The organism is Paraburkholderia sp. LEh10, from assembly GCF_017814945.1.
GTDB lineage: Bacteria > Pseudomonadota > Gammaproteobacteria > Burkholderiales > Burkholderiaceae > Paraburkholderia.
On the sequence record NZ_JAGIPX010000093.1, the window covers coordinates 1 to 26,900 of the forward strand.

Below are 26,900 nucleotides of genomic sequence, written 5' to 3' on the forward strand. Positions count from 1 at the left end.
AAGGCGCCGCCGCGGAAGGAGCCGGTGGACATCAACGAGGCGATCCGCGAGGTGATCGAGCTCACGCATGGCGAAGCCACGAAGAGCGGCGCCTCAGTACAGACGCAACTCGCGGACGGCTTGCCATTCATCGAAGGAGACCGTGTCGAACTGCAACAGGTGCTCCTCAACCTGATCATGAACGCGCTCGAGGCAATGAGCGGCGTCAGCGATAGCTCGCGACAGTTATTCGTCAGTTCGGACAAAGCCGACTCTGACTGCGTGCTCGTTACTGTGCGCGATTCAGGGCCGGGTTTTGCTCCCCACGGCGCAGAGGACGTTTTCGCGCCCTTCTACACCACGAAGCCTACCGGTTTGGGGATGGGGCTGTCGATCTGCCGTTCGATCATCGAAGCGCGTGGCGGCCGGTTGTGGGCAAGTGCGAACGTGCCGCGCGGCGCCGTCGTTCAATTCACCGTGCCAGCCCATCCAGCGGCTCTGTCAAGTTGGGGCGCGTAGGCTATGTGCTCAAATAGAGCCCGGTTTTACCATCGAAAGTGCATACATCGATGAATGGTGATTTGCCTGCCATGGTGCAGGACGTGGCGCGCCGGCAGTTCTCGCGGATCGATTCTGGCGCTTTAGGTCGAGTTTTTTGTGCAGCCGGCTCATCAGGCAACATTTCAAGCTCAAGCGGCATTTACTGCGCGCTTCGCGCTACCGCGCAACTCGCGACGACCAGGAAACTGTCGACGGATCTTGGGCGCGTTCAGCGATTCTCACCACGCGACAAACCTGGGTGCCTGCGCCCGATCCATTCCGCTCTCGCCAATTGACAATGCCGGTTTGAGCTGCACCGGTTGAGTTCTCTGCCATCGCGGAACTGACATGGCCCAGTCCCGCGATGGCTTTTTGACCCTTCTGGCCGTGCCTGCGAATCGATATCGTGTGTGGCATGCAACTTCGAGAATGCGCATGGACGCATCATCACCCATTCAGCATCTCGACTCGCCCGACGACCTTGAGGCAGGCCTTCGACGTAACGGAACGTCGGCTCGGGTGAGTTTCATAGCCGACGAGCGTGCGCCAACCGGGTTTCATAACGGCAAATGTGCGTTACGTGCGCGTTCCTAAGCGCCGAAGTGTGCCAGCTTTCTGCTTCAAGAAGGACTATGCGCGATGTCGAAGCCGTCACCGAAGTGCCGCAAGCGGCTCGAGAAGCAATCAGGTGGCATGGAGTCTTCGCGGTGAATGTACTGCGGAAAGCGTGATGATGTCCTCGTACAAATCTCTTGTTTCCAGCAACTGCTCTGTATATGAAAGAGAACCTGGAAAGCGTATCACAACGCAATTCTTGGAATAAGCGCTGCCGCGTAAGCGTTAGGCGTACACGCTGCCCTTTTTAATGGGCTTCGGTTAATACCAACGTCGTTGAGTCAAAAATGTCAACAGCAGACGAAAAGATGAAGTTCCGAGATCATCTCCCATCGTATATAGGATGGGAGCCACAGTTTGATGATCTGAATGGATATTGCCGCCGGCCGGTGGTTGAGATGGAGTCTCATGCACGGGCCTTCTACGAGAGCATTTGCCGACGGATGGGGTTCCTCAACGATATCTGCGCAAGACCGCCGTCAGAAAAGCCCTTTTTGCTTTTGGTTACGGGATTTCCCGCCGACGGTTGCACTGTGCCTCGCTTCGGTGGCGTGAAAAAGTCAGAGGACGAGTTTTCAAGCTGGCTACACTGATTGCGATCGCAGCGTGGCTGCGCGTTCAGTTACCTCTCTGGCGTGCGATGCATCGCGAAGAAATATGCTCGGCCAACGGCGTCTTCGCAGATAGATTGACTCAGATTTCCGGAGGTGTGCTCGTCGGATCATGGTACAGAAGATATGTTTATTCTTGGTCCTTTCCTGTGACTTGCCTCGAAACTACAATGGCAAGTTCAAAACAGAAACACTTCCGGGGCACGGGTCTATAGACACGCGCCATGTCGCACGAGACTACTGCAAAGGGGAGCGCTCGTCCGTTCGAACTGCCTTTTGAGCGACAAAAAATTTGAAGTTCGCACTGAAGAGCAAAGAAATCGAAGACTGGCATGACGAGTCTTTCGCCTCTTGGCGCTCGTATCTTGGAGGATCTCTATCGCGACCAGACCTTTGGGCGTCGTACTGATTTTTGATCGGTTGCAGGCGGTCAACGAAAACGAAGCGGTAGACGTCATGGCGCAGCAACGGTAAGGAAAATATGTACAGCAGTGACAACGTAGGAGACAGCCAAGCGTGGCATCGAACTCTCGAGATGCTGTCGTCCGGCAGTGATGACAGGCGTGACAGAGTTCGGAGCAGCATTACCGCAGAACCAAACACATCATCGGCGTACCGCACAGGCGACAAAGTGCAGGTTCGTATTCTCGAACGGCCGACCAACTCCACTCTGATCGTTCTCTGGAGCGATCCAGGTCGGTGCTTCTACGGTCATCAATGTTGGCGCGCCACAAAAGCGCGACTTAGTTTTGACCGAGCTACAGAGTCATTTCAACACGGTCAGAGGACCGCAATCATCATCGGCAACAAAGGTAGCGAGAATCGAGGCCGGTTCCGTCGTACCCGCGTTCTCTGCAAACAAGTGAACCGTCCCTGGGGTTTCGAAGCAGTTCTGCCCGACCGTGTAAGTCTCTACAGGGGCGCGCCAACGTGACCGATTTGCCGGGCGCATTGGGAAGCTTCTGGCAAGTCAGGGGGTGACGGTCGTGCGTGGCTTGGCTCCCGAATCCGCACTGCCCGCAGCAGCACTCATGTGCATCGCGTGAGCACTGTTACCGATTGACGTTCCGACAATCGTTGGAACACGATCGGCATAGATCGATAAAAGCGCGACTGCACCAGCGACGCTTGCAGCAACGAAGACGGCGTTCAAGCGAGGACGCGTGAAAGCCGATTCTTGCAAATTGAAACCAAGAATGTTGCCGAACCTTGACAAGCTCCTCCAGTGGTTGCGATAGTCGAAACGCATTTCTGGCAGCAATCCAGCTGGTTCACGTTCAGTCGTGCACGATGCCGAATTGTTGCATCGTTCCTGTGACCACACACCGACAGGATTCCGGTAGCCTCACGGAACAGAATTCCGATTAAACGAGATTTCCTAAAGTTGTTCAATGTTCCATTGGTATATACGTTCGATACCCTGAATCTTTTAGGGAGGGTTGCGGCGTGATTCGAGGTCGGTTGCGTGCGTCGTGTGGAATTCTCGATATCGGTCAGCCATTTCTATAAAACGGGTTGAATCTGCGTCATCACTGAAATCAATAAGCCCGGGATACCCCGCGTCATGAATCTGAGTGAAGTCGATCTCAATCTGCTGCTGCTGTTTCAGCGGTTGATGCAGGAGCGTCGCGTATCGACCGTGGAACATGAGCCAGCCTGGCGTGAGCAACGCGCTCGCCAAACTTGCGTCGACGGCTCGGTGATCCGCTGTTCGTGTGGGGGCCGGGCGGAGTCGTGCCCACACCGTTCGCGTTGAGCCTCGCGGAGCCAATTTCTCAGGCTCTTGCAATCCTGCAAGCCGCACTCAATCCCGAGACAGGTTTCGATCCGCTGTGCGTCACGCGCACGATAACCACGGCATGACCGATATCGGCGAGGTCGTCTTTCTGCCCGCACTTGTCGAACGGCTATCGCACGAGGCGCCTAGTGTTGCGCTCAATACCGTTCGCGACACGAGCGACAATCTGAGCAACGAGATGGCCGAGGGCCGCGTCGATCTCGCCATCGGCCTGCTTCCGCAGCTCAATGGTGGCTTCTATCAGCGCCGACTGTTCGATCAGCGGTACGTCTGTCTTTTCAGGCGCGGCCATATACACGACGACGGGCCGCTCACGCTCGCTGCCTGGCGTGACGCTGAGCATCTGTAGTGGCCGCCGGCACCGGACACGGTCAGGTGGACGATTGGCTGAAACGGCGAGGCGTGCAGCGCAGGGTGCGACTGACGGTGCCGCACTTCATGAGCGTCGGCTACATCCTGCAGCGCACCGATCTCATTGCCACGGTGTCGGATCGCGCCGCACTCAACGGCATCCTGTTCGTCATGAAGACAGGAATGCGCTGGAACCACTTGCCAACGCGATTGGGATTTGGCTCAGGCGTAACTTGCTGGCGCCGACTGCCCGACTGGCAGGAAGCCGGCGTATGGGGCCGTTTGTACGAGTTGTGCGGTTCCAAGCACCATGACTTGGGATGAGCGCGCCGCGGGCAGCGCATATAAACGGCCGAACTTTCCGACCGAATTCAAGCGGCAGCTGGTTGAGCAATCGTTCCAGCCGGGTGCGTCGGTAGCGTTGATCGCGCGCAGCAATGATATCAACGCGAACCTGCTTTTCAAATGGCTGCGGCTCTATCTGGCAGGAGAGTATGGTCTGCCATCGCTGCCGGAGGGCGCGGAGCCTAAACAGACACAGCAGGCACCTTCGCTGTTGTCCCTGGATGTCGTCGCTGAAGCAGCCCGCCATACGCCACCGATGGCAGTCACGAGAGCGCGGTCTCCAGAGAATCTTTGTGAGATCGAGTTCGAGCGTGCGCGCCTGAGAGTTCGCGGCAACGTGTCACCGGATATGCTGCGTCTGCTGATTCGGGAGCTCACCCGATGATCGGCCCGCCGGCTCGTACACGCATCTGGATCGCTGCCGGCGTCACTGACACGCGCGCCGGTTTTCAGGGTCTGGCGGCGAAGGTGCAGATGGCGCTTGAGGAGAATCCGCTGAGCGGCAAGTCTTCATTTTTCGCGGGCGGCGCGGCGACCTGATCAAGATCTTGTGGGCCACAGAGGACGGGCTTTGGCTCCTTGCGAAGAGCAAGGCTGCTCTCGTCCAACTACGATCGCTCCTCTGCACGCCAAGGTGCCCCATTCGAGCGTCGGTCGAGCGTCGGCACCGCTCCTGAAACCGCTGACGCGCGAGCACGCTTCGCAATGCCCGATGTTGTTGCCGTCAGTCGCAGGCTCGCGGCATGCGACGAGCCTGCGCCGTCCTGACAAGAGAAATCGGCGGATGTCGGGTGCGAGCCGGCCGCCATCATGAGCCCGTCGCCGGGCCGCTCGCCGTCGAGAGCGCGCGCACGATGTCGAGCGCGCCCTGCGCTTCGAGCTGGCTCGCTACCTCGCGGCCCAGTTCGAGTGCTGCCCCTGTCGTGGGCGCGGGCGCTGACGCTTGCGCGCTCAGCACGCGCTGGCCGTCCGGCGTCGCGAGGATACCACGCAGATGCAGCGCGCCGTCGTGCCATGTCGCGTACGCGGCGAGGGGCACTTCGCAACTGCCGCCCAGCGTGCGCGACACCATGCGCTCTGCTTCGACGGCGGCCGCCGTGTGCTCGTGATGCAGCGGCGCGAGCCACGCAGCGAGATCGTCGCGGCCGGCGCGAATCTCGATGCCGAGCGCGCCCTGGCCGACAGCGGGCAGGCTGTCCGCGGGATCGAGCAGTGAACGGATGCGCTCGCCGAGACCGAGACGCTTGAGGCCCGCCGCAGCGAGAATGATGGCCGCATAGTCGCCGCGGTCGAGCTTGCCGAGCCGCGTGTCGAGATTGCCGCGCAGCGGCTTCACGACGAGTTCGGGATAACGCGCGCGCAGCATCGCTTCACGGCGCAGGCTCGACGTGCCGACTACGCTGCCGGACGGCAGCGCAGCCAGTGAGTCGTACTGGTTCGAGACGAACGCATCGCGCGGATCTTCGCGCTCCATGATGGTCGACAGCACGAAGCCCTCGGGCAGCTCCATCGGCACGTCTTTCAGCGAATGAACGGCGAGATCGGCGCGGCCGTCGGCGAGCGCGTTCTCCAGTTCCTTCACGAACAACCCTTTGCCGCCGACCTTCGACAGCGTGCGATCGAGAATCTGATCGCCTCGCGTCGTCATTCCGAGGATTTTTACGTCACAAGATGGATATAATTTGTGCAGCGCACACCGTACGTGTTCGGCCTGCCACATGGCAAGCCGGCTTTCCCGCGACGCGATCACAAGCGTGGCGGGCGGCGTGGGCGCAAGCGTGTTGGAATTCATTGTTTGAGGCATTAAACGACGGGATGTGACAACAAACAATGTTAGCACGCGCTTCGGCAACTTCTCGCTGGCCGCACGGCCATGCCGAAGCAGTTCGACAAAAGAGGCACGCCCGCCGCTGCCATGCGCGCGAGCCGGTCCATGAGCCGCATCGATCGTGACTCGCGTGGCCGCCAGAAGCGCCAGCACGCTCGTGGCAACAACAGCGATCCTAGCAGGCGCTGTAAGGGCTTCCTGCCAACACCCGTCTCGCCTGCAGCGTTAGCAATCGCTGTACCTGAAAACCGCCCGTCAACGTGTCGGTACTTTTCTCGCGGCCGGTGATTCGCCGGACTTTGGTAGCGGTGATTGTGAATGTGATCGTATTGTTCGGCTCTTACACGGTCACCGGGTTGGATGCCAACCTTCTTCGTGAGTCAGGGCATGAGCGTGACACACTCGCTCCGCTTCAATGCTGCGATGATGGGGGGATACGTCGCTGGCCCGTTCCTGTGCGCGTTCATCGCTGATCGGGTGGGCCGCCGGTGGGGCGTCGCGCTCGCCGCAGTCTACCGATGTTTTGCCGCAAACGCTGCTGGCGAAAGGCAGTTCAGTGCGCTGTGTGGCCGTTGCTCGTTGTAGCGACACGAAGCCGGACCAATGACTCTCACATAAAGGCTTCCAGTTCCCGGTTGCTGTCCGTAGGCGATGGCAGCCGACTTCGACGCTGAGGTACCTGGCCCTATCATCGCGGTACCGACTATCCCTATCGTCTCGGTAACCGAGTTGGACAAAACGAGATTTCAGCCAGGTTACTATCAGGTGATATTTGAGTTACCAGATCCAAATGACGCCCTGGGCGCAGTGCAGTTTTGCTACATGGTCACTGTCACGCAGGCTGAGGACCCTACCACACTCAAGGTTCCCTTCGGGCAGGCCCTTGCTTCTTTCTTTCGGGTCGGCACATAGGCGCGCGAAGCTGTAGAACCGCCTTTTGCATCCGGTTGTCGGGGTCGTTTATTTCTTTCTCGGTCTAACCTAACTTCGGTAGATACGGGCTATCGGGCGGTCGCTTGGACGGATTGTGATCCTCGAGACGTCGCCACCGTCTTAGCCTTGTGCAATCATCTCGTGAATCAGCCGGTTAAGCGTTGTTGCATCGGATGGCGGGTCGACCCAGTCGACAGTGCCGCCAGGATTTAGCATTTCGTACTCACCGGCCTGCGCATGTTCAACGGCATTTGTATTATTAGGACTCCAATAGTACTCGGCTTTGCGTGTCCTACTGAGGTCCGCGATCGGATGTAACCCGGTCCTCGAAAAAGCCGCTGCGGAAAACATCCGACCCACAAGGGACAGTGAGCTTCTACTAGGACTAGGAGGTCGCCTTTCTGTTGGCATTTCTAGAGAGCGCCAGTCGGGAAGATTTGGCATGAGCCATCGACCTGATTCCCTCGTGGCGCCTCGCGCTTTGGCTCAGTGCAGCGTGCGAGACTGCGCCGACATGTCCTTGTGATGCTCGGGCGTGTCCTCTTCGTACTCGAGGAACTCGTCCGGCATCGGCGGCGCCACGTCCGCGGCCGAGTGCGTCGCCTCGGGCGCGGCGGGCACGTCCACATGATGCGCGCCCATCACCGCACCTGCACCGGGCGCGCTTGCCGAAGTGAGCACGGTCGCCTCGGCCTCGCTTGTTGGGCGCGTGGTCGCATCGGGAGCCGCCTTCCATGCAGGCTCGTCGCGCTGTTTCTGCGCGCCGCGGCGGCGCATGGCCTCGGCGAATTCGGATAGGCCCAGTTCATCGAGCGCCGAATGCTCGCGCGCGATTGGGCGGTCCGTAGCAGGCCACCGCCACGGAGAGCCACGCAGCGTGACCTCCATCGCATGTTCCTCGCGCAGCGTCGCGCACGCGAGGTCGGCGTGCGCCTCGTCGCTCACATGCACGCCGATGCGCACCGCTTCGCCCGTCAGCGGCGTGATGCCGGACTGGGCCTCCGAAGTTCGCCGCAGATCGCTCGTCGTCGAGAAAAAACTCGTCACGAGACGCTCGATACCGGCCAGCACGCCCTCGGTGTGCGCTGGCAGGTCGATGTCGCCCGCCGCGAAGCCGCGTTGGAGCAGCCTTTCCTGCGCGTGGCGCGCATCATTGTGGGTCTTGAAAACGCCGGTCACGGTCTGTTTCATGGCACCCTCCTTCGTCAGATGGCTACGCTCGCTTACATGATGCGCCGAATGGCGCACGCTGTGCGCTACGCCTTGACCGGCTGTCTGTGGGCGAACGGCGAGAATGGCGGGTAACGCCAGTTCACGTCAGCTGCCAGTGATCGGCCTTTGACGAATTCAACGAGCGCTCGGTAGAGCGTTCTCGAATTGGTGCCTTCGGCCAAGAGCGGCCGTTCGACGTCGCCGCTGAATTCGCTGACAATCGCCCCGAGACGGCGACCTCCTGATCAGCAAATGAGAACGGAGAGTGCATACGAAAATAGACTCGCAATATGGCTCGCTGAGAGTTGTGAATGAGCCAACATACTCGTTCGAGTCACAAGACAACGTGCATTCGTACCCGCTTGAAGTGCGTCTTACGAACGGCTCGCTGACGTCTATCCATGGTGTCGAGTTAAACGGCCGCGGCATTACGGTCGTTGGTGCCGGTGGAGGATGCTCCGCGGTGCATGAGCGTTCAGCGTTGGTGATTGACGACAAAGTTTACTTGGCTGTCGGTGATCATGTGGCGCGGCTGTCGTTGGTGTGGCCCTATCAGTTAATCTGGTCAACTCGGGTCGATACCGCGACGTGCTTTTGTGTCTACTGGGGCAGCGAGCGGGCTGCCCTCATTTCGCACGGGGAACTGGAAATTGCATGCCTGTCACTACATGGCGATCTGGTCTGGCAGGCGTCCGGAGCCGACATATTTTCCGAAGGAATGGACATCGCCCTCCCTTCGGGGACGCATCCGGGGTCTTTTCCACTCAACTTCATTAGTGGGCTGCGCATCTTTCGGCAGGGTCACATCAGAGAGACGTCCATATCGCTCAATTGCACTCGCGTCGTACCGGCATTGGCGAAAGTAATCGCTAGCATTAGACTGTGGTCGAGGCGCCATGCGACTTCGGGCCAGTGAGATCGGACGATCCGTCGGGCAAATGGTGGGTAGGAAAGGTACCACATTCTGGAAGTCTGATTTCGAATTAGAGGCCGGCGAACTCGAAATTGCCGCCCATAGCGGGCTTTCGACGTGAGACGAATATGTTCATGGAAAGGTCAGCGGCCGGATTACAGGCGCATGAGTTTGTACTCTCGAATCTTTCGCCCAGCGTCGCTCAAAGGCGGTTCGCGCTTTGCGTTGTGCTAGTGCTGCTCATCGTCTTTGTCATCTTGGCAGGCCCGCTCTCGGGCCTGCCACTGAGGCGGGTTGACGCCTTTATACCCGCCTACGGCACTGCGATTTTCGTCATCGACTCTATCACCGCAGCCCTGCTCTTCTCGCAGTTTTCCGTCCTACGCTCGCATGCGCTCCTCGCACTGGCGAGTGGCTATTTCCTGACGGCGCTCATCGCAATTCCTTGGACGCTCACATTTCCAGGCGTATTGGCGCCGGAGGGCGGCCTTGGCGGCGGCCTCCAGAGTACGGTTTGGCTCTATGTCCTGTCACACGTGGGCTTCGCCCTGTTCGCGATCGTCTATATACTGCTGAAGGATGCCGCTCCAATGGAGTGGCTGTCGCCACGCTCCATTCGATCGAGGGTCCTTACGACTGTCGGATCAGTTACTGCGGTGGTCTGTTGCGCAACAGTTTTCGTTACAGCAGGCCATGCGCTCCTCCCGCGCATCATGCTCGACACGGCGCAGGTTTCCTCTCTCTGGTACTACGTGGTCGGACCGATGGCGGCATTATTCGTCGGCGCGCTTGTCTTGCTATGGCTGCGGCACCGCTCGGTGCTCGATCTCTGGCTGATGTTGGTCTTGTTCGCATACATCATCGAGATCTCCCTCACCGCCTTTCCCATCCCGTACCGCTTTAGCGTCGGCTGGTATGCCGGGCGAGTTTACGGCGTGCTTTCCGGCAGCTTTGTGCTGCTCATCCTGATAAAAGAAGTGACGATGCTATACGGTGAACTGCTGCGCGCAGTCCTTGCCCAACGCCGGGAGCGCGAGGTGCGTCTGCTGACGGGGGACGCGGTCGCAGCCACCGTTGCGCACGAGATCAAGCAGCCATTGTCGGCGATGATTGTGAACGCCAGTGCGACCCTGCGCTGGCTTGATTGCGCGACGCCCAACATCGATGAGGCCAAAGCCGGATTACAGCTGATTGTGAACGACGGGCACCGTGCGGGCGCGGTGATCGAGAATATTCGGACGCTCTTCAAGAGGGATGCGCGAACCCGGACCTCGCTCGACGTCAACAATCTGATCCGCGAAGCTCTGGCGCTCGTGCGCGACGACCTGCAGACGCATCGGGTAGCGGTTCAAACCGACTACGACCAATCGCTCCCACCGATAGAGGGCAACCAGGTTCAGCTGCAGCAGCTGCTCGTGAATTTGATCACGAACGCGATCGATTCAATGGCCACTGAAGATGGGGACCGGGTAATTTCCTTAAGGTCGAAAGTCTACGACTCCGGCAGTCTGATGGTGTCGGTGGAAGACGTGGGGAAGGGTGTCGACCCGAGCGCTATCGATCTGATATTTACACCGCAGTTTACGACCAAGGTGCACGGGATGGGGATGGGACTGTCGATTTGCCGGTCGATCATCGAGGCCCATCGGGGGCGGTTGTGGGTGACCGCCAATCTGCCCCGAGGTGCGATTTTTCACTTCACGCTGCCCGCCCACCGGGAGCACTAGCATGCGCAGTGCCACTCTTGAAGATGCAGGAGGCCGAATTGCCTACGGAGGTCGCTTTGGCGTCCCGATGGCTTTGTCACGAAGGGGTGCGGCCGTTTGATATGGTCGAAACGCTGTCCAATCAACTATTTCGCCGATCTGCGGATGCTCTGCGAAAGGCGCAGGCTTCGCATCGATGCGATGACCCCGAGAAGTCGCTGGGGTCTGGCTCCATCTGCTCGCTTGATGAATTTTCTACTCTCGCGTTCGGGATCACCTGGAGGTCGAAGACTGCGCAGGGGTTTTCGTCGAGCCCGTTGATCGCGGGGTTCAGCAGTCCGCCGAAACAGATGAGCTCGGCGACGAAAGTACCACTTGGCTGTCGCGTCCGACGACCCAACTCTAGAGTTTGGGCACCGTGCGACTGCCCCCACTGTCAACGACCACGACGACAGGAACTCCTCTAACGTGGTTGCCGCACAGGCAGGTCCGGCGTAGCACTTGCCTTCATGGACTGCGTGCGGACGGTACGCAGCGTTGGCATGTGAGAAACCGAGCGAACGCTGAGAGGCTTGGACAGAGCGTCAACGTCTTCTTCGCTCCTGCAATGCACGCTATACGTGAGACTGCCTGGCGAATAGCCCGAAGGGTACAAGGTTTCGTTTGTGATCGCGGCCGGGAACGACATGACCGTTCCCCTGCTTGACTACCCGCGCTCGCAGGTTCAGCTTCGGGCAGGCTGGATCACAACCTCGATGCCCCTCTTGTCGCGTTATCTCAGGATCGCAACTTCAGCGGCCTGATCAGATTGCTTGTTGATGCAACAACCTGATAAGGAATAACGCCGTTGTTATTTTTGTACGGGCGGATTGTCAGACGGCATGTTGTGCCGTAACGTTCAAGGTTCCAGAAGTTACAGTGGTGATCCCTGACTTTTGGTGCGTGTTGAGGCCCACCGTCCCAATCAGGCGGTGGGCTTTTTTTCAACAATCCGGGATCCTGAATTAACGCGTGGCCTGAAAGCTTGCCGATCAGGCAGCGCTGGGCAGGCATCAGCGTCTACTCACGGCGCAGTCGGGCCATACATATGTCACGGATCGCGCAGACGACCGGCAGCCGGTAATCGCGACGCCATCCATCCGTGAACAGCGGCGCCAGTGCTTTTTCCGTGGTGAGGCCGGACGTGGCGAGGACATCGGGTGCGAGATTGGCCGCCATGCGGGTGACCGCGATACGTTTCCGCCAGTCACTTCGTGCGCCGTTGGCATTCATCCAGTTGCCCGTTCGCGCCATGGCGACGGGTTCGCCGACCACGAGATCGCAGGGCACCTTGGCACGGGCTTCATCGTCGAAGCGCAAAGGCGTTGACGCGATGGCGCCCGGATACGGGGCCTTCCTGAGGCGGGTGCAGATTGCGGCAGCCTGTGGTCGCGGGAATTGTCGGGCGGCGACTGAAGCCGTCAGGGGCGCGCGAAATCGTCCCGCGTCAGTTCGATGCGCGCGACCGCGTGGCTGATGGCGGGCGTGATGTACTTCGCCCCCGCCGTGTTCCTGGCCGACGCTACTGCGCACGCTGCGCCGATCGTCGATCCGCGCGCGCCCATTGCGTTCCAGCCGACCGTCACGCAGAGCGCCGGGGGCGTGCCCGTCATCAACATCCCCGCTCCGAATGCGCAGGGGATTTCCGCCTCGCAGTTCCAGAGCCTGTCGGCGGGGCCTGAAGGCCTGATCTTCAATAACAGCCTGATCGGCGGGACATCCCTCATTGGCGGGGCGGTCGGCGCGAACCCGAACCTCGCTGGCCGCGCCGCGTCGACGATTCTCGCGCAGGTCACGTCCACCGGAAGCCAGTATCGTTCCGTGATAGCCGGGCCCGTTGAGATTTTTGGCAATACGGCCGCCCTGATCATTGCGAACCCGAATGGCATTTCCGTCCCGGGGGCACGGCGCTGACCAACATCTCGAACCTCACGCTCACCACGGGCACGCCGCAGTTCATCACCGGACCCGGCGGCACCGCGACCGATTTCACGCACGCGGGTGCCGTCGCCTATAGCGTCAGTTCCGGGAACATTTCCATCGCCGGGCCAGCGGGCAATGACGGTACGCCCGGGGCGGGCATCGCCGGTACGGTGGGCAATCTCGATCTGATCGCGCAAACGGTGACGCTGGCCGCGCCGCTGAACGCAAATGACCGCGTGAATATTGTCACGGGCAACCAGCTCGTTTCGCCCGTGGCAGCGGGTTCGAACGGCATCACCTACAGCACGGCGTCGAACGGCGCAGCCAACACGGCGGGGGCCATCGGGCTGCCAGCGGGCAGCTATGCGGTGGACGCCAGCCGCTACGGATCAGTGACGGCCGGACAGATCTACATCGTGGGGACCGCGGCGGGCCTGGGCGTCAACGCACAAGGGCCGCTGGCGGCGACGGCCGGTAACGTGCAGGTGAGTTCGAACGGCGATATCACGGTCGGGAACACGTTCGCGAACCAGAACGTCAGCCTCGTGAGCGCGGGCAGTACGGCGATCGCCGGCACGGGCCTCGCGAACCAGAACTACACAGTCACCGCCAATGGTGACATCAATTCGACCGGACCCGTGTCGGCCGGCCAGAACGCGTCCATGACGGCGGGTGGCAATCTCAATGCCGCGTCGGTCGCGGCCAACGGCAACACGACGCTCAATGCTGGCAATTCAATGACCGTGGGTTCGGTCTCGGGCCAGAATCTCGCGCTCCAGACCACTGCGGGTGATCTGACGGTCAATTCGGCGATGACGGCGCCGGGTACGATTGCCGCAAGTGCAGGCCGTGACCTGACGGTCAACGGTGCCGTCCAGGGCGGCAGCACCGTGGATCTCACCGCCGCACGCAACGCGGTTATCAACGGTGCGGTCTCGGGCGTGGGCGATACGACCGTGACTGCGCAGACAGGTACGGCGGGCGTGACGGGCAACGTGCAGACCGGTGGCGCACTGGCCGTATCGGGCCTTCAGGGCGTGAACCTGGGCGGCGCCGCGCAGGCGCAGGGGCCCGTGTCGATCCGTTCGCAATCCGGCTCGGTCACGGGCAACGGCAACGTCTCGTCGTCGGAGGGCGCGGTCTCGCTCGCGGCGGGGCAGAACCTTGGCCTGACCGGGTCCGTGCAGGCGGGCACTACGGTTACGGCCCAGGCGGGCGGCAACGCGTCGCTTGGCGGCACGGTTACGGCACCGGGCGCGATCGCGGTCACCTCTGGCGGAGACACCACCCTTGGGGGCAACGTCACGAGCGGCGGCACGCTGACGGTCGCGGCTGGCGGCAGTGCGACGATTAGCGGCGCGGCCGCGTCGGTCGGCGACCAGAGTCTCACTGCCGCCGGAGGTACGCTTGCCACGACCGGCAGCGTCACCACGCTCGGCAACCTGACGGCGAGCGGCCAGCAGGGCGTGAGCCTTGGCGGCAACGTCACCAGCGCGGGCAACGCCCAGATCACCTCGGGCGCGGGCAGTGTGGCCGTCGCCGGTGCGCTCGTGACGCCGGGCACGGTGACGCTCAGCGCCGGGCAGGATGCGACCGTCTCGGGCAGCGTGCACAGCGGCCAGGGCACCGCGATCACGGCCGCGCGCGACGTGGGGTTGAACGGTGGGCTCGAATCCGACGGCACCGGCAATGCGATGATTACCGCGGGGCGTGATATCACTGGCAGTGGCGCGGTCAATGTCGCGCACGACACGACGCTTTCAGCAGGCCGGAATATTGGCATCACGGGCGCGATCCAGACCGGCAACAACCTGAACGCGACGGCTGCGCAGAACCTGGCCGTCGGCGATACGACCGCCGTGGGCACCGGGACGCTGACCGCCACCCATGGCAGTGCGACGCTCGCCGGTAACGCGCTGTCCGGTGGCGACATGACGATCCGTGCAGGCACGGACGTGGCCGCACAGGGTAGCGTCCAGAGCCTGGGTAACCTTGCCATCAACGCACAGGGCGGCAATCTGACAGCAGGTGGTCCGGTCTCGTCGGCTGGCTCGGCCACCCTCAACGCGGGCCAGAACCTGACGCTGGCCGGCCAGACGACTGTTTCGAAGGACGCCACCCTCACGGGTACCAGCATCACGACGCAGGGACTCGCTGTCGGCGGCAATCTGGTTGCGACAGCAACGAACCGCCTCGACACATCGGCTGGCCAGCTGAGCGCCGCATATAGCGCGAGCGCGCCGGCACTCACCGTCGCGGGTAATGCGACGCTCTCCGGGGCGAACGTGACCACGGCCAACGCGGTGATCGGCGGGACATACCGTGCCACGGGCACGAGCAGCCTCACGACGGGTGGAACCGCCGCGTATCAGGGTGACGCGGCGCTGGCGGGCGGCACCGTGACGAACGTTGGGACGCAGATGGCCCGCGGCAACCTCAGCGTATCGGGCTCGACAGTCACGAACCAGGGCGCCCTGTCGTCGCTGCAGACGACGACCGTCAGTGCGGCGGATCTGGTCAACAGTGGTTCGATCTACGGGCCGGTGAATACGCTGAACGTCACCAACGGCACGACCAATTCGGGTGCGCTGCTTGCGACGGATACGCTGGCGCTGACGACGGCCTCCTTGAATAACAGCAACGGGCTGATCTTCGCGGGCGACGTGAACAACCCGACGGCTGCGGCTGGCAACACGTCGGTCACGGTGACGGGCGGTAACGGCAGCTATAACAACTCCGGCGGCCAGATCCTCGCGCAGAACGTCGCAACGCTCGCGCTGCCGAACCAGTCCGTCGATCCGTCGGCCGCATCGTTCGGGACCGTCAACGGCGGCAATGGCCTGAATCTGTCCGCGCAATCGGTCAGCAACACCGGCACGTGGACGCTGCCGGGCACAGCCGTGAATGTGTCCGCGACGCGGGGCATCAGCAACATTGGCACGATCAATCAGGGTAGTGGCACGCTTGCGCTCAACGGCGCGGTCACCAACGCCGGTACAGTCAACGCGCACGACCTGACGGTCAACGGGTCGCTGGCCAACCAGACGGGCGGCACGGTGCAGGCGAGCGATGCCTTCACGCTCAACGGCTCAGGTACGAACGCGGGCACGGTCGAGGCGCTCAACGCGCTGACGATCTCGGGTTCGGGTTACGACAATTCGAACGGGATCACGAAGGCCGGCAACGGTGCGAGTGGCACGGGCAACATGACGGTCAGCCTGAGCGGCGATCTGGGCAATGCCGGTGGCACGCTGTCGGCGACGAACGACCTGTCGATTACGGCGAACAACGTCAACAACTCGACAGCGTCGGGCACGACCACCACAACAACGACCACGGTCATCAACAATCCGGCGCTGGCCATGGCGTTGACGGTGGGCACCGATACGGTCGACAGTGCATCCCTGTATGCCGCCGAGAACGGTTTCTGCTGCAATGTCTATGCGTTCCAGCAGAATGTAACGCTGGCCGATGCGCTGTCACCGGATGGCATGGTATCGCCCCTGTCGGGCTACGGCGTCGCGACCAGCGCGCCCGTTACCACGTCTGGCACCGTAACGTTCGTTGAAGTGTCCACGGGCAGCGGGGGGACCGCATGGTTTGTCCAGACACCGCAGAATGCATCGAGCGCCATTGCGTCGATCACCGTTGCGCTGCCGACAGCCATTGAGACAACCACCACGACCGGATCACAGTCCGGGGCCGGTTCGGTGATTGCAGCCGGCCACAACCTCGGCATCACGGCGAACAGCCTGAACAATCAGGGCGGTTCCGTCAGTGCAGGCAATGATGTTTCGTTAAACCTTCAGTCGCTGTCGAACGGCGGATCAACCTATTCCTCAACGGTCACCGATACCGTTGACATGGCGTCGATCAACAGCTTCCTCACGAAGGCGCCGTCGACCATTTCGATCTGGAGCAGCTTCTTCGGGCCGAACGGCTCGAATGGTTGCCCGCAGACCGCTGGCGACTGTCTCGATCCATCCGGCATCCGGCTCAATGCGGCAGGGACCGTCACGCCGCTGTCCACCACCTCTTCGATGACCGTGCAGGGCGGCACGGGCCAGATCGTCGCCGGCCACAACCTGAACCTCGCGGGTGGCAACCTGACCAACGCGGGCACGCTCGCTGCCGTCAACGACGTCAATATCACCGCGTCCGGCTTCACGAACCAGGGCACCAACACCGGGACAATGACGACCACGGCAGGCTGTGCGCCGGGCTTTTCCGGTTGCGCGAGCGGGTCCACTACAAATCCGAACTCGCAGACGTACAGCTACCAGCACAACAACGCGACGGTCACGGCCGGTAACGACATCGTGATCGCCGCGAATACGGTCAGCAATACGTACGGCAATCTCGTCGCGAAGCGCAACGTCGTGATCGGCGGGTCGGGCACAGCGGCCAGCGATGCGTCGACGACGCCTTCGTCGCTCACGCAGGCAGCGAGCGTCACCAACACGTCGGGCACGATCGCGGCAGGCAACGACGTCAACATCAACGCGGCAACCCTGACGAACACCATTGTCGCGCCGGTGCAGGTCCACCAGAACTACGGCACGGGCACACCTTTCACGGGCTGCACGAGCAACTGTGAGGCGTACGTCGACGTGCAGTCGGCCAGCCCGGCGACGATCACGGCGAATCACAATGTCAACCTGACGGCAGGCAGCTTCAGCAACACTGGCAGCCTCGTTACCGCGCTGAACAATGTCACGATCAACGCCGCCTCCCGACCGTCAACAGCGCGGGACGGGTAACGACGCTCAGCGGCCAGCCGACGTCGGTAACGGGCGCGGCCGGGCTGCCGGCGAATACGCCGATCGGCGTGACGACGGTCGGCAAGCCGGTGGCGCCGACCGTCGCCAGAACCACGGCACCGACGGGGTCGAGCGTGCAGACGCTCGGCGGACAGACCGTGTCGGTCAGCTACCTGACGAACAATCCGGCTGCGCAGGTCATGGGCGACCTGTCGCCAGCGGCGCTGCTCGCGGCGCTGCCGTCGAACCTGCAGCCGGGCAGCGTGCCCTTCTACTACGACCCGTACACCGAAGACCAGCAGATCGAACAGGCAGCGCTGCAGGCCACGGGCAAGGCCAGCTTCTACAGCACGACCAGTGCGACCGATAGCACCAGCCAGTCCTCGATCGCCAACCAGGACAAGGCGGCCCTCTATGGCGCGGCGCTGCAGTACGCGAAGGACCACAACATCGCGCTGGGCACGCAGCTGAGCCAGGCGCAGCTCGCCCAGATCAATGCGCCGATGCTGTGGTACGTCGAGGAGACGGTGCCTGAGCCGGGTTGCACGGCCACCGGCAACGGCGCGTGCCCGACCGTGCAGGCGCTGATGCCCGAAGTATTGCTGCCGCAGAACTTTGCGAGCGTCAATGCGGATGGCGAGATCACGGGCACGAACGTCGCACTCAACTACGCCAACAGCATCCTCAATACGGGTTCGATCTCGGCGCAGAACCTCACGGTCAATACCGCGAGCCTCACGAGCGAGCAGCGCTCGACCAACATCGGCACGATCTACCAGGAAGTCGACGGCGGCGTCGCGGTGACGACCGGCACGGTGGTACAGCAGGGCGGCTTCATGTCGGCGATGAACTACGACATGAACGTGCAGACCCTGAACCAGATCGGCGGGGCGCTGCAGCAGATCAATGCCGATGGCAGCGTGAACCAGGCCGCCACGTCGCAGATGCTGGCGAACCTTAAAAGCCAGCTCGGCACGAACTTCACGCAGTCCACGGTCAGCAACAACCTGAACACGACGGTCATCGCCGATGGCGGCATGGGACCCATCATCGTGTTCCAGATGGTGATTATCGTGGCCATCTCCATCGTGACGGCAGGCGCGGCTTCGGCCGCGGTCGCGGGCGTGCAGGCTGCTGCGGCCGATGCGGGCATGGCCACGCTGGCGGCAGGCGGCACGATTGCCGAAGCGAACGCCGCAGCGGGGATTCTGGCGAGTTCGGCGTTTGCAGTGGGCGGCGTTGCCAATGCCGCCATCGCGGGTGCCGCGGCGGGTCTCGCCGGGGCCGCCGCCGGCGACTTCATGAATTCCCTGAGCCTGAACTTCGGCGATCTCATGAAGGGTGCCGCCGTTGGTGGCCTGACGGCAGGGCTCACGAGTGGCATTACGCTCGACAGCGGCGGCATCGGCTTCAACATGAGCGGCTCGCCCGACAGCCTAGCGTCGCTCGCAGGTGTGCAAAACGTGGGCAATTCGCTGGTGCCGCAGGCGGGTGCATCCACGGCCGGGTCGGTACCGATGCAGGTTGCTGCTATGGCTGGCGATGCGCTTGTCCAGGCGGGCGTGAAGACGGCCATCGACGGGGGAGTTTCCTCACCAGCCTGCGCAACAGCGCGGCGAGTGACGTGGCGGCCGCAGGCGCGTATGCGATTGGCAATCTGAACGATGCGAAATTCTTTGGGACAGGTGCGACCGGTGAGCTGGGCTACGTAGCGGCTCACGCGGCATTGGGCTGCGCCAGTTCGGCCGCACTGGGGACCGGATGCGCGGGCGGGGCGATTGGCGGGGCGGCCAGTGCGGCGCTGAGCCCGGAGTTTATTAGCGCGATCGATCAGACGGGTGCGCCGCTCGATGCGGGCCAGCAGGCGGCACTTGCAGCGTTTGCAACGCTTGCGGGGGGAAGCCTTGCCGGACTTGCGGGGCAGAATGCGATCGGTGGCGCGACGGCCGCACAGAACGAGGCGCTCAACAATGCTGGGCAACATATACGCGGTGTGCCGCTGGATCGCAGTTCGATGTCCGAAAGCGAGCGGGAGCGCTATGAAGACACGCATTCGGTTCCGGCGACGCCGATCCGGGATGCGGCCGGGGATAATGAGACAGCAACGGGTGGGCAGGAAGCGGCCGGTCTTCCGCCGCTTGCAGGAGGGGTCAAAAACTCGGCGGTTGTTCAAAGTGCGGCTCAGAATCTCGGTGTCAACCTGAATGCCGTTACAGTCAACAGCAGGGGCGTCGCGCAGGTCACAATTGGCCTAACAAATTCGATGAGCTTCGCGGATGTCCAAACGTTGGTGAATTACGCGGGGTCCTTGGGGGCAACGTCTGTTGAGGTAAATTCAGGATATCTTGCCAACCCGAAGCTTGATGCACTTCTGCAGAATTTCGCACAGAGCGGACGACCACTTTATGGCGGGACCGTCAAATTGAATCCCGGGACATCCGGTGATTACATCATCACGTTTCCGGTGGGAAAGAAATGAAAAAGTCAGACTGGTACGAAAATCGAATCCTGTGGCGAGCTGGAAAGCTTCACCTGGAGACCTATGCGTGGCGGCATTTCTTGCTATCGAACGAGCAGCCCGCAAGGAAAGTCTTGGAGACGGTGGGCGGGTACGGCGTTCCGCTTTTTATTTTCTGGTTGAATGATGACGTTTGGACGCTGCTTACCAATCAGTTTTTGGTTGGGAAGCTTGATGGGTCGCTGTCTTCGGTTGAGCTCGATAAGCTAGAGGAAGTATCGACAGTAAACGACGAGAACATGTCCCCGAATGAGTTAAAACGACGCGCAGAGTTCATCAGAGCGGGGGAAGATCGGAAAAACTTCTGGACGCCTGCCGGGAACGCCCATTTCTCCCTTAGAAACATTCTTGGGATGTTTCCGATAAACGTGCCGTAGTCGTTTTGTCAATCTGGACGTGGTCGCTCTAGTTTGTTGCCACAAACACGGAGAGCGAACTCACGTTCGGTGATAACGGGCGCAAGTTGGACTTCCTGTTCAACAACAACCACAACAACGATCGCGCATGCGTCGAACGGCTGTGGCTTGAGGATGGTCATGTTCGAATTTCTAAGAAGTCCAAAGGCACGTAAGTCTTGGTCGCTGTCACTTTTGTTTGCTGCGATATGCGGAGGCATTTCGGCCTACGCCAACTTTTCGGACACGGTATTGACGAATGTGGTCGGCCAGCCGCGCTGGATGCTGGAAACGCATGTAATCGCAGCGGTGATCGGAACGTTGCTTCTTGCACGCTTCGTTTCAGGCGCGCTGTCCGCGTTGTTTTGCCTGCCCGGAAGCGCCGTCTATGCCACAGGCAAGCTGGCAAATGGCGCTGCAATCCGCTACCGCGTCGATCTGAAAGAGACGTTCTTTTCCATTGTCCGATTTCTGCAAATACTTGGGTTTGTGCTGTGCATGATGTTGCAAGGTGTTACCGTCGCGCCCAGTGCTAGCAAGCAACCAAACCCGCCGGTGCAATCAATCCGCACTCACCTGGATGCCTTGTCAGCTTAATCACAAGCAGCATTGGGCTGCGCCAGTTCGGCGGCGCTGGGCACAGGATGCGCCGGCGGGGCCATTGGCGGGGCGGCCAGTGCGGCGCTGAGTCCGGAGTTTATTAGCGCGATCGATCCGACGGGTGCGCCGCTCGATGCGGGCCAGCAGGCGGCACTAGCAGCGTTCGCGGGGCTCGGCACCCCCGTACCAGTTCCAAGACGTAAGTTCGGGGCGGCGGAGTTCCAAACGGGGCGGTTGCCACTGATATTACGCATGGCGAGCATGCTCCGATTTTGGCGGGGAGCGATTTAACACATCAGGACTGCTAATCAGAAAAAAGCACGAATAACGCATGAAGATTTCTCGACCTACACGTATCGCGACTCTCGTCTGGCTGGCGATCGGGGTGCCAGCTTGTAGTGCCCATGCTGCAGGCATCGTTGCAGACGGCGGCACCTCGACCTCAGTTTCGACGGCCGCGAATGGCCACCAGACTGTGAACCTTGCGCCCGCGATCGGCGGCGTCTCGCACAACACCTATACGTCGTTCAACGTGTCGTCGGCCGGTGCTGACCTGATCAATACCGGCGTCAACGCAAAGACGATCGTCAACCAGGTGACCAGCACGAACCCGTCGCTGATCCAGGGGGCAATCGCCGTGCTGGGGCCGCGCGCCAATGTCATTCTGGCCAACCCGAACGGGGTGACGGTCGACGGCGGCAGCTTCGTGAACGCCGGCCACGTGGTGCTTTCAACCGGCCAGGTGAGCTTCAGCGACCTGACGCTCGCACCCGGCGTCACGCAACGCAACGTGATGCTGACGACGAACGGTGGCACGATCACGATCGGCCCGGGCGGCCTGTCGGGCACGCTGGTGAATCTCGATCTCGTCGCGAAGCATCTGGCTGTGAATGGTCCGGTCACGAACGACTTCACCAGTTCCACAGGCGGGGTGCGCGCCACGATCGGCGACAGCACGACGACATGGGACACCGGCTTTTCGCCATCGGACAACAGCCACGACTGGCTCGCCAGCACCACGTCGCCGGGCACGGCAAGTGCGGGTCTGGCGATCGATATCACGGCTGCGGGTGGCCTCACGGGTGGCCGCGTGCAACTGGTCGTCACCGACCAGGGCGCAGGCGTGCGCAATCTTGGAAGGCTTTACGCGAGCGCGGGCGATGTCGTCGTCTCGACCAACGGCGACATCACGGCAGCCGATGGCTCGATCAGGGCGGAGCACGACATCACGGTCACGACGCCCGGCACGGTGTCGCTGCAGGGCGCGCAGATGACAGCCGCGCACGACGTGACCGTCGCGGCCGGCGCGATCGCGCTCGCTGACGACGCCACCGGACCGTCAACCCTGGCAGCTGCCGCAGGCTCCGTCAACCTGACCTCGACCGGCGACATCTCGAACACCGGCAGCGTGATCCAGGCGGGCGGCGTCGCGTCCGATGGCACGGCCACCGGCGGCAATGTCACGCTCACCAGTGGCGGGAGCATCACGAATCGCTCGACCCCGGCGAACCTCGGCATCGTCTTCGCCGCGAACGGCACGGCCTCCCTTTCAGCCCAGGGCAACATCACCAACGACAATGCCCGCATCCTCTCGAACCAGGGCGTGACGCTTGCCGCGCAGGGTGACGTGCAGAACGTCATCGACCATAGCAGCGGCGTCAATGGTGGGCAGCCGATCGCTTACTCGCGCAACGGGGGCAGTTTCCTTTTCCTGACGCATACCACAAGCGGTTTCGACGTCGACTACGGCACCGTGACTGAACCGGCGCAGCTCGCCTACATCGCCTCGACGGTGGGCCCGGTGACGATCTCAGGTAACAATGTGACCAACGCCGGCGGCATCATCCAGTCGAACGATGGCGCTGTCACTATCACCGCGAAGGACACGTTCACGAACGCCGCGGTGTTTTCCGGCCAGGCGGGCTATTCGCGCGGCTGCTGGATCGTCTGTCACGCGAGCGCCTCGAGTACGGTGCTGCCGTACGGTGGCACGATCCAGTCCGGCACCGACCTCTCGATTACTGCGGGCAACGTCGCGCGCAACATCGGCGGCAATGTGTTCGCGCAGGGCAATCTCGACGTGACAGCGCCCGTCACCTACGCGCGGGGTGTCACCGGCTACTCGGCGATCAACCAGGACCGCGGCTTCAAGGCGTTCTTCGGCAGCACGTGGGCGCAGATCATCGCGGCCGACGTGGGCGGCGGATTTACGGCCGACGGCGCGGTGCGGCTTACCGGCGACGCGATCATCGACGGCGGTTCGATCAGCGGCGCGAAGGGCGTGACCGCCACGGGCACCATCACGACCGTGCATGCACCGTCGCGCACGCCGGTGCAGATCGGCCAGCATCTGGGCCTGACGACTTGGATCGGCTACTGATGCGCCTGCCCCCGCTCCCCGTGAGGCGGTGCGCGACGTTGCTCGCGGCCACCGTCCTGCCGGTCGTGACCATGACGCCGGCCCTGGCACAGACACCTCCATCACCAGCATCGATCCTGCCACCAGTCGCGCCGGTGCGACCGGTGCAGGACCCCGGCCAGCAGCTCATTGACGAGCAGCGCGAGCAGGCCCGCCAGCGGCAGCTCGCGCAGCCGCCCGCGTCAATCACCGTCGCGCCGTCGGCGCCGGAAACCACACTCGACATTCCACCGGATACGCCCGTCGACCAGATCCTCGAAACGGGACCGACCTTCACGGTCAGCCGTATCCTGCTGGTGAGGCCGGACAACACGCCGTTCGTGCCACAGTCCGGCGTATCGTCCTCGCAGCTCGACGCGATCGTCGCGCCGTTTACTGGCCACGCGCTCGGCTCGCACCGTATCAACGTGCTCCTGAAAAGGCTCACGGATGCGTTCGTGTCGGTCGGCTACGTCACCACGCGGGCGCTGCTCGGACCGCAAAATCTCGGTAGCGGCACACTGATGGTGACGATTCAGGTTGGCCGCGTCGGCGCCTATACGGTCAACGGCGAACCCATCCACCGACTCAGAAAGGATGAGCATCCGGCAGGTGGTGGATGGCTCACCGACGCCGGATACGAGAACGTTTTTCCGGCGGCACCTGGTGATGCGTTGCGGCTGTCCGACCTCGATCAGGGCGTCTCGCAGATTAACCGGCTGCGGCGTAACCAGGCCGAAGTGCAGATCCTGCCCGGCCAGAGTCTGGGCGACTCTGTCGTTGCGATCCGCAACCCGCCCGGTGACCGCCTGTACTACACACTCGGTGTCGACAACTACGGCAGCACGGCGACGGGTATCACGCGCTACCGCGCCGGCATCGAGGCGGACAACCTCATCGGCCTGCAGGAGTCGCTGAGCCTGAGCTTCATCGACAGCCTGGAGAGCAACGCGCTGGTGGGCTCGGTCGCCGTGCCGTTCGGTCGCCACACGTTCAGCTATACGCTGTCCGATTCGGAATACCAGCAGGTGGTGGGCACGACCGCGCTGCTGTACGGGCGCACGCTCAGTCACATCCTCGGCTGGAACTACACGCTGGATCGCACGCAGGCCAACATCGTCAACCTCGATGCGACGCTGTCGTGGCGGCGCACCGACCGCGAGGTCAACGACATCGACCTGAACCCGCAGCATCTCGCGGTGCTGCGCGTGGGCAGCAACTGGCTGCACCGCTTCGTGCTCAACGACGCGCCGGGCAGCGTCACACTCGATGCCGGTCTGTCGCAGGGCCTGCCGTGGCTGGAGGCCGATCATGACGCGCACGGCATCGCGCGCTCCGATGCGCATAGCCAGTTCACGAAGCTCGATGCGACGGCGAATTTCACGGTGCCGCTGCCGAATCTGGGGGCGGTTGCGCTCGCGTATCGCGGCACGTTCGGCGGCCAGTACGCGAACGTCGCGCTCTATGGCTCGGAGCAGCTGTACCTGGGCGGCATGGATACCGTGCGCGGCTTCCGCTCGGGCGAGATCGCCGGTGACCGTGGCCTGTACTCGCGCAACGAACTCGCGTGGGTTAACGCTCCCGCCTGGAAAGATGGCCGCATCGAGCCGTATGTGTTTTTCGACGCGGGCAAGGCAAGCCTGATCGCTGTGCCGGGCTTTCCGACGCTCGCCGGTGTTGGCGCCGGCGTGCGCGCGCAGTGGCAGTGGCGCAAACAGGTCCTTTCCGGCGAACTGCTCGCCGGGCGGGCGCTCACGCAACCGGCCGCACTGGGGCCGAAAGCCACCCTCATTCTTGGAACCCTGAACTGGAGCATGTGATGAAATTCCCTCATTGGACCGCATTTGCTGCCGCGTCCGCGCTGTATCTTGGTGTCGCGGCACCCGTGTTTGCGCAGACGGCTTCCGTCCCTGCCACGTCGCTGCCGACCGGTACAGCCGCCGTCGTCAACGGTGTGACGATCCCGCAGGCGCAGCTTGACGACGCGGTGCGGATCGCCGTACAGACGACACACCAGCCGGACACACCGTCCCTGCGTCAGGCGCTCAAGGGCCAACTGGTTGCACGCGAACTGTTCCGCCAGAACGCGGAGCAGGCACATTACGATGCGAAGCCGGAAGTGCAGCAGGCGATGAATGCGGCGAAGGTCTCAGCCGAGACGCAGCTCTACCTGAAGGACAACGTCCGACCGGCCCCAGTGACGGACTCGCAAGTCAAGGCGCGGTACGACGAGATTGTCGCCTCACTCGGCAAGGAAGAATACAAGCCGCGCGTGATCGCGGTCACTGATGTGGCCACGGCGGCTACCGTAATAAGCGAACTGAAGGCGGGCAAGTCGTTTGATGTGCTGGCGCAGCAGTACAGCGTCGCGCCCAGCAAGATGAATGGCGGGCAACTGCCGTGGGTGAGCTTCAGGACGCCTGTGGCAGAGGGCAAGACTAACGGCCTGCCGCTCGCGGTTGCGCAGGCAATTACACAGTTGCCGGTGGGCGGTGTGACGCCAGAATCGATCCCGGTGGGTAACGCCCGCTTCATCGTGAAGCTCGACGCGAAGCGCCCGACTCAGGTGCCGTCATTTGAACAGGTGAAGGACACGATCCGTCAGCAGTTGCAGGCGCTTGCGCTCGAGCAGGCCGCGGCGGACTTTACGGCGGGACTGATGAAGCACGCGACGATCCAGCAATGACCGCCTTGCGCCCTGTGGCCGGTGAATGGAGGAATCACACGATGGAACAACGGCAGTCGCGACAGTCCGACGGCGTGCGCATCGCGCCAGACCGCATGACCGCGCAGGAGCAGGCGTTCCTGACCGAGGTGGGCCGCAGTGGCGTGTCCGATGCGGCCTTCAGGCTCGCGCTGATCGCCGCGCCGCTGCTCAGTTTCACGACCTGGCGCACGCTTCTGATTGGCGACCTCGCGCGTCGCGCCGGGCTGTCGCCGACGGAGGTGAAGCAGGCGGCGAGAGAGCTGAGACAGCTCGGCGCGTTCCAGCGTCGGGTTGCGAGACTTGCCTGCCGGCGGCTGGAGTCATTCCGGCTGTGCGAGCACTTCCGCGCGCCCCTCTTGGACTCACTGCAGCTGACCGATCACGTGGACGTCATGTCGGAGACATCGGGTCGCGTGACGGAGCACGGGGGCGGTGGCTGAGCACATGGCCGATATCCATGCGGACCGCGCTGGTGGGGCGTGCGGAGCATGTGTCGGCGCAAGCTGCCGGGTTCTGACTCGACAGAGGCTGGCGTGCCGCATTGAGTTGCAGGCGCATCTGACACGACTGATCGATGAAGCGGTCTGAACGGTACCTGATCGGTACCGTTCGGGCGTTCGGCTTTACATAATTGTTTTTATCAACATTTTCATGTGTAGGTCCCAAATAGAAATGTCGGGTTTCCGCTAAATAGAAATGTCGTGTTCCGGGTAGTTTGAGCGCCGGACA

19 protein-coding genes and 3 pseudogenes are annotated in these 26,900 nt (G+C 62.2%); 16 read left to right on the forward strand and 6 right to left on the reverse strand.

The features are described 5' to 3' along the window. The first annotated feature begins 24 nt into the window (after window positions 1-24). On the forward strand, window positions 25-498 hold the full coding sequence (locus tag J8I87_RS45285) for a sensor histidine kinase (protein WP_409518877.1): 474 nt from the start codon (window positions 25-27) through the stop codon (window positions 496-498). Between the two features lie 1,782 nt (window positions 499-2,280). After that, entirely contained in the window at window positions 2,281-2,679 is a 399-nt protein-coding gene (locus tag J8I87_RS39485) for a DUF3331 domain-containing protein (RefSeq protein WP_209937866.1), read from the forward strand. Window positions 2,680-2,715: 36 nt separating this feature from the next. Here J8I87_RS39485 and J8I87_RS39490 read toward each other — a convergent pair whose 3' ends face one another. Then, a complete protein-coding gene (locus J8I87_RS39490; protein ID WP_209937848.1) occupies window positions 2,716-2,994 on the reverse strand; it encodes a hypothetical protein in 279 nt (92 codons plus the stop codon). 610 nt (window positions 2,995-3,604) lie between these two features. Here J8I87_RS39490 and J8I87_RS46510 point away from each other — a divergent pair. The 4 genes and pseudogenes from J8I87_RS46510 (at window position 3,605) to tnpB (ending at window position 4,916) form a co-directional block, all read left to right on the forward strand. Continuing rightward, entirely contained in the window at window positions 3,605-3,892 is a 288-nt protein-coding gene (locus tag J8I87_RS46510; protein ID WP_409518878.1) for a LysR substrate-binding domain-containing protein, read from the forward strand. A gap of 134 nt (window positions 3,893-4,026) precedes the next feature. Next, window positions 4,027-4,200 (forward strand): annotated as a pseudogene (locus tag J8I87_RS39500) (transposase); the annotation flags it as partial. Between the two features lie 4 nt (window positions 4,201-4,204). Beyond that, window positions 4,205-4,624 (forward strand): IS66-like element accessory protein TnpA, encoded by a 420-nt coding sequence (gene tnpA / locus J8I87_RS39505; RefSeq protein ID WP_209937849.1) that lies wholly within the window; start codon window positions 4,205-4,207, stop codon window positions 4,622-4,624. Next, window positions 4,621-4,916, forward strand: a pseudogene (tnpB, locus tag J8I87_RS39510) (IS66 family insertion sequence element accessory protein TnpB). The gene tnpA and the pseudogene tnpB overlap by 4 nt, the downstream one beginning before the upstream one ends. Window positions 4,917-5,047: 131 nt before the next feature. Here tnpB and hemC read toward each other — a convergent pair. Both hemC and J8I87_RS39525 read right to left on the reverse strand, forming a co-directional pair. After that, on the reverse strand, window positions 5,048-6,031 hold the full coding sequence (hemC, locus tag J8I87_RS39520; RefSeq protein ID WP_209937852.1) for a hydroxymethylbilane synthase: 984 nt from the start codon (window positions 6,029-6,031) through the stop codon (window positions 5,048-5,050). A gap of 1,455 nt (window positions 6,032-7,486) precedes the next feature. Continuing rightward, window positions 7,487-8,191 carry a hypothetical protein gene (locus J8I87_RS39525; RefSeq protein ID WP_209937853.1) on the reverse strand — a complete coding sequence of 235 codons (705 nt, stop codon included), beginning with the start codon at window positions 8,189-8,191 and terminating at the stop codon, window positions 7,487-7,489. A 1,068-nt stretch (window positions 8,192-9,259) separates the two neighbouring features. Between J8I87_RS39525 and J8I87_RS39530 the strand changes: the two genes are divergently transcribed. Continuing rightward, the gene (locus J8I87_RS39530) at window positions 9,260-10,852 is read left to right on the forward strand and encodes an MASE4 domain-containing protein (protein WP_209937854.1); all 1,593 of its coding nucleotides are present in this window, start codon (window positions 9,260-9,262) and stop codon (window positions 10,850-10,852) included. Between the two features lie 756 nt (window positions 10,853-11,608). Here J8I87_RS39530 and J8I87_RS39535 read toward each other — a convergent pair. After that, window positions 11,609-11,884 carry a hypothetical protein gene (locus J8I87_RS39535; RefSeq protein ID WP_209937855.1) on the reverse strand — a complete coding sequence of 92 codons (276 nt, stop codon included), beginning with the start codon at window positions 11,882-11,884 and terminating at the stop codon, window positions 11,609-11,611. A gap of 6 nt (window positions 11,885-11,890) precedes the next feature. Continuing rightward, window positions 11,891-12,190: a hypothetical protein gene (locus J8I87_RS39540; RefSeq protein WP_209937856.1), complete on the reverse strand. Its 300-nt coding sequence runs from the start codon at window positions 12,188-12,190 to the stop codon at window positions 11,891-11,893. A 135-nt stretch (window positions 12,191-12,325) separates the two neighbouring features. On the opposite strand from J8I87_RS39540, the gene J8I87_RS45290 reads away from it, so the two are divergent. From J8I87_RS45290 to J8I87_RS39555, 4 genes and pseudogenes are all read left to right on the forward strand, one after another. Continuing rightward, window positions 12,326-12,784, forward strand: a complete 459-nt coding sequence (locus tag J8I87_RS45290) for a filamentous hemagglutinin N-terminal domain-containing protein (RefSeq protein WP_245254502.1) — start codon at window positions 12,326-12,328, stop codon at window positions 12,782-12,784. Between the two features lie 179 nt (window positions 12,785-12,963). Further along, window positions 12,964-17,553, forward strand: coding sequence for a beta strand repeat-containing protein (locus J8I87_RS39545; RefSeq protein WP_245254503.1), 4,590 nt, complete (start codon window positions 12,964-12,966; stop codon window positions 17,551-17,553). Between the two features lie 1,301 nt (window positions 17,554-18,854). After that, window positions 18,855-20,032 (forward strand): annotated as a pseudogene (locus tag J8I87_RS45295) (DUF637 domain-containing protein). Then, window positions 20,029-20,448: a hypothetical protein gene (locus J8I87_RS39555; protein ID WP_209937857.1), complete on the forward strand. Its 420-nt coding sequence runs from the start codon at window positions 20,029-20,031 to the stop codon at window positions 20,446-20,448. Before J8I87_RS45295 ends, J8I87_RS39555 begins: the two are co-directional and overlap by 4 nt. A gap of 8 nt (window positions 20,449-20,456) precedes the next feature. Here J8I87_RS39555 and J8I87_RS39560 read toward each other — a convergent pair whose 3' ends face one another. Continuing rightward, window positions 20,457-20,609, reverse strand: a complete 153-nt coding sequence (locus J8I87_RS39560) for a hypothetical protein (protein ID WP_209937858.1) — start codon at window positions 20,607-20,609, stop codon at window positions 20,457-20,459. Here J8I87_RS39560 and J8I87_RS39565 point away from each other — a divergent pair. From J8I87_RS39565 to J8I87_RS39585, 5 genes are all read left to right on the forward strand, one after another. Next, window positions 20,608-21,063, forward strand: a complete 456-nt coding sequence (locus tag J8I87_RS39565; protein WP_209937860.1) for a hypothetical protein — start codon at window positions 20,608-20,610, stop codon at window positions 21,061-21,063. The genes J8I87_RS39560 and J8I87_RS39565 overlap by 2 nt on opposite strands. A 334-nt stretch (window positions 21,064-21,397) precedes the next feature. After that, window positions 21,398-23,446: a filamentous hemagglutinin N-terminal domain-containing protein gene (locus J8I87_RS39570; RefSeq protein WP_209937861.1), complete on the forward strand. Its 2,049-nt coding sequence runs from the start codon at window positions 21,398-21,400 to the stop codon at window positions 23,444-23,446. A 71-nt stretch (window positions 23,447-23,517) separates the two neighbouring features. After that, complete coding sequence (locus tag J8I87_RS39575) at window positions 23,518-25,284, forward strand: ShlB/FhaC/HecB family hemolysin secretion/activation protein (RefSeq protein ID WP_209937862.1); 1,767 nt, start codon at window positions 23,518-23,520, stop codon at window positions 25,282-25,284. Further along, window positions 25,284-26,150: a peptidyl-prolyl cis-trans isomerase gene (locus J8I87_RS39580; RefSeq protein WP_209937863.1), complete on the forward strand. Its 867-nt coding sequence runs from the start codon at window positions 25,284-25,286 to the stop codon at window positions 26,148-26,150. Before J8I87_RS39575 ends, J8I87_RS39580 begins: the two co-directional genes overlap by 1 nt. Before the next feature lie 41 nt (window positions 26,151-26,191). Then, a complete protein-coding gene (locus tag J8I87_RS39585; RefSeq protein ID WP_209937864.1) occupies window positions 26,192-26,611 on the forward strand; it encodes a hypothetical protein in 420 nt (139 codons plus the stop codon). Window positions 26,612-26,900 lie beyond the last annotated feature (289 nt).

Excerpts from the sequence above, each read along its gene's own strand:
- J8I87_RS39485 (WP_209937866.1), top strand. The coding sequence starts at position 2,281 with ATGCTGTCGTCCGGCAGTGATGACAGGCGTGACAGAGTTCGGAGCAGC.
- J8I87_RS39490 (WP_209937848.1), bottom strand. The coding sequence starts at position 2,994 with ATGCGTTTCGACTATCGCAACCACTGGAGGAGCTTGTCAAGGTTCGGC.
- J8I87_RS46510 (WP_409518878.1), top strand. The coding sequence starts at position 3,605 with ATGACCGATATCGGCGAGGTCGTCTTTCTGCCCGCACTTGTCGAACGG.
- tnpA (WP_209937849.1), top strand. The coding sequence starts at position 4,205 with ATGACTTGGGATGAGCGCGCCGCGGGCAGCGCATATAAACGGCCGAAC.
- hemC (WP_209937852.1), bottom strand. The coding sequence starts at position 6,031 with ATGAATTCCAACACGCTTGCGCCCACGCCGCCCGCCACGCTTGTGATC.
- J8I87_RS39525 (WP_209937853.1), bottom strand. The coding sequence starts at position 8,191 with ATGAAACAGACCGTGACCGGCGTTTTCAAGACCCACAATGATGCGCGC.
- J8I87_RS39530 (WP_209937854.1), top strand. The coding sequence starts at position 9,260 with ATGGAAAGGTCAGCGGCCGGATTACAGGCGCATGAGTTTGTACTCTCG.
- J8I87_RS39535 (WP_209937855.1), bottom strand. The coding sequence starts at position 11,884 with ATGCCTGCCCAGCGCTGCCTGATCGGCAAGCTTTCAGGCCACGCGTTA.
- J8I87_RS45290 (WP_245254502.1), top strand. The coding sequence starts at position 12,326 with ATGCGCGCGACCGCGTGGCTGATGGCGGGCGTGATGTACTTCGCCCCC.
- J8I87_RS39555 (WP_209937857.1), top strand. The coding sequence starts at position 20,029 with ATGAAAAAGTCAGACTGGTACGAAAATCGAATCCTGTGGCGAGCTGGA.
- J8I87_RS39565 (WP_209937860.1), top strand. The coding sequence starts at position 20,608 with ATGTTCGAATTTCTAAGAAGTCCAAAGGCACGTAAGTCTTGGTCGCTG.
- J8I87_RS39560 (WP_209937858.1), bottom strand. The coding sequence starts at position 20,609 with ATGACCATCCTCAAGCCACAGCCGTTCGACGCATGCGCGATCGTTGTT.
- J8I87_RS39570 (WP_209937861.1), top strand. The coding sequence starts at position 21,398 with ATGAAGATTTCTCGACCTACACGTATCGCGACTCTCGTCTGGCTGGCG.
- J8I87_RS39575 (WP_209937862.1), top strand. The coding sequence starts at position 23,518 with ATGACGCCGGCCCTGGCACAGACACCTCCATCACCAGCATCGATCCTG.
- J8I87_RS39580 (WP_209937863.1), top strand. The coding sequence starts at position 25,284 with ATGAAATTCCCTCATTGGACCGCATTTGCTGCCGCGTCCGCGCTGTAT.
- J8I87_RS39585 (WP_209937864.1), top strand. The coding sequence starts at position 26,192 with ATGGAACAACGGCAGTCGCGACAGTCCGACGGCGTGCGCATCGCGCCA.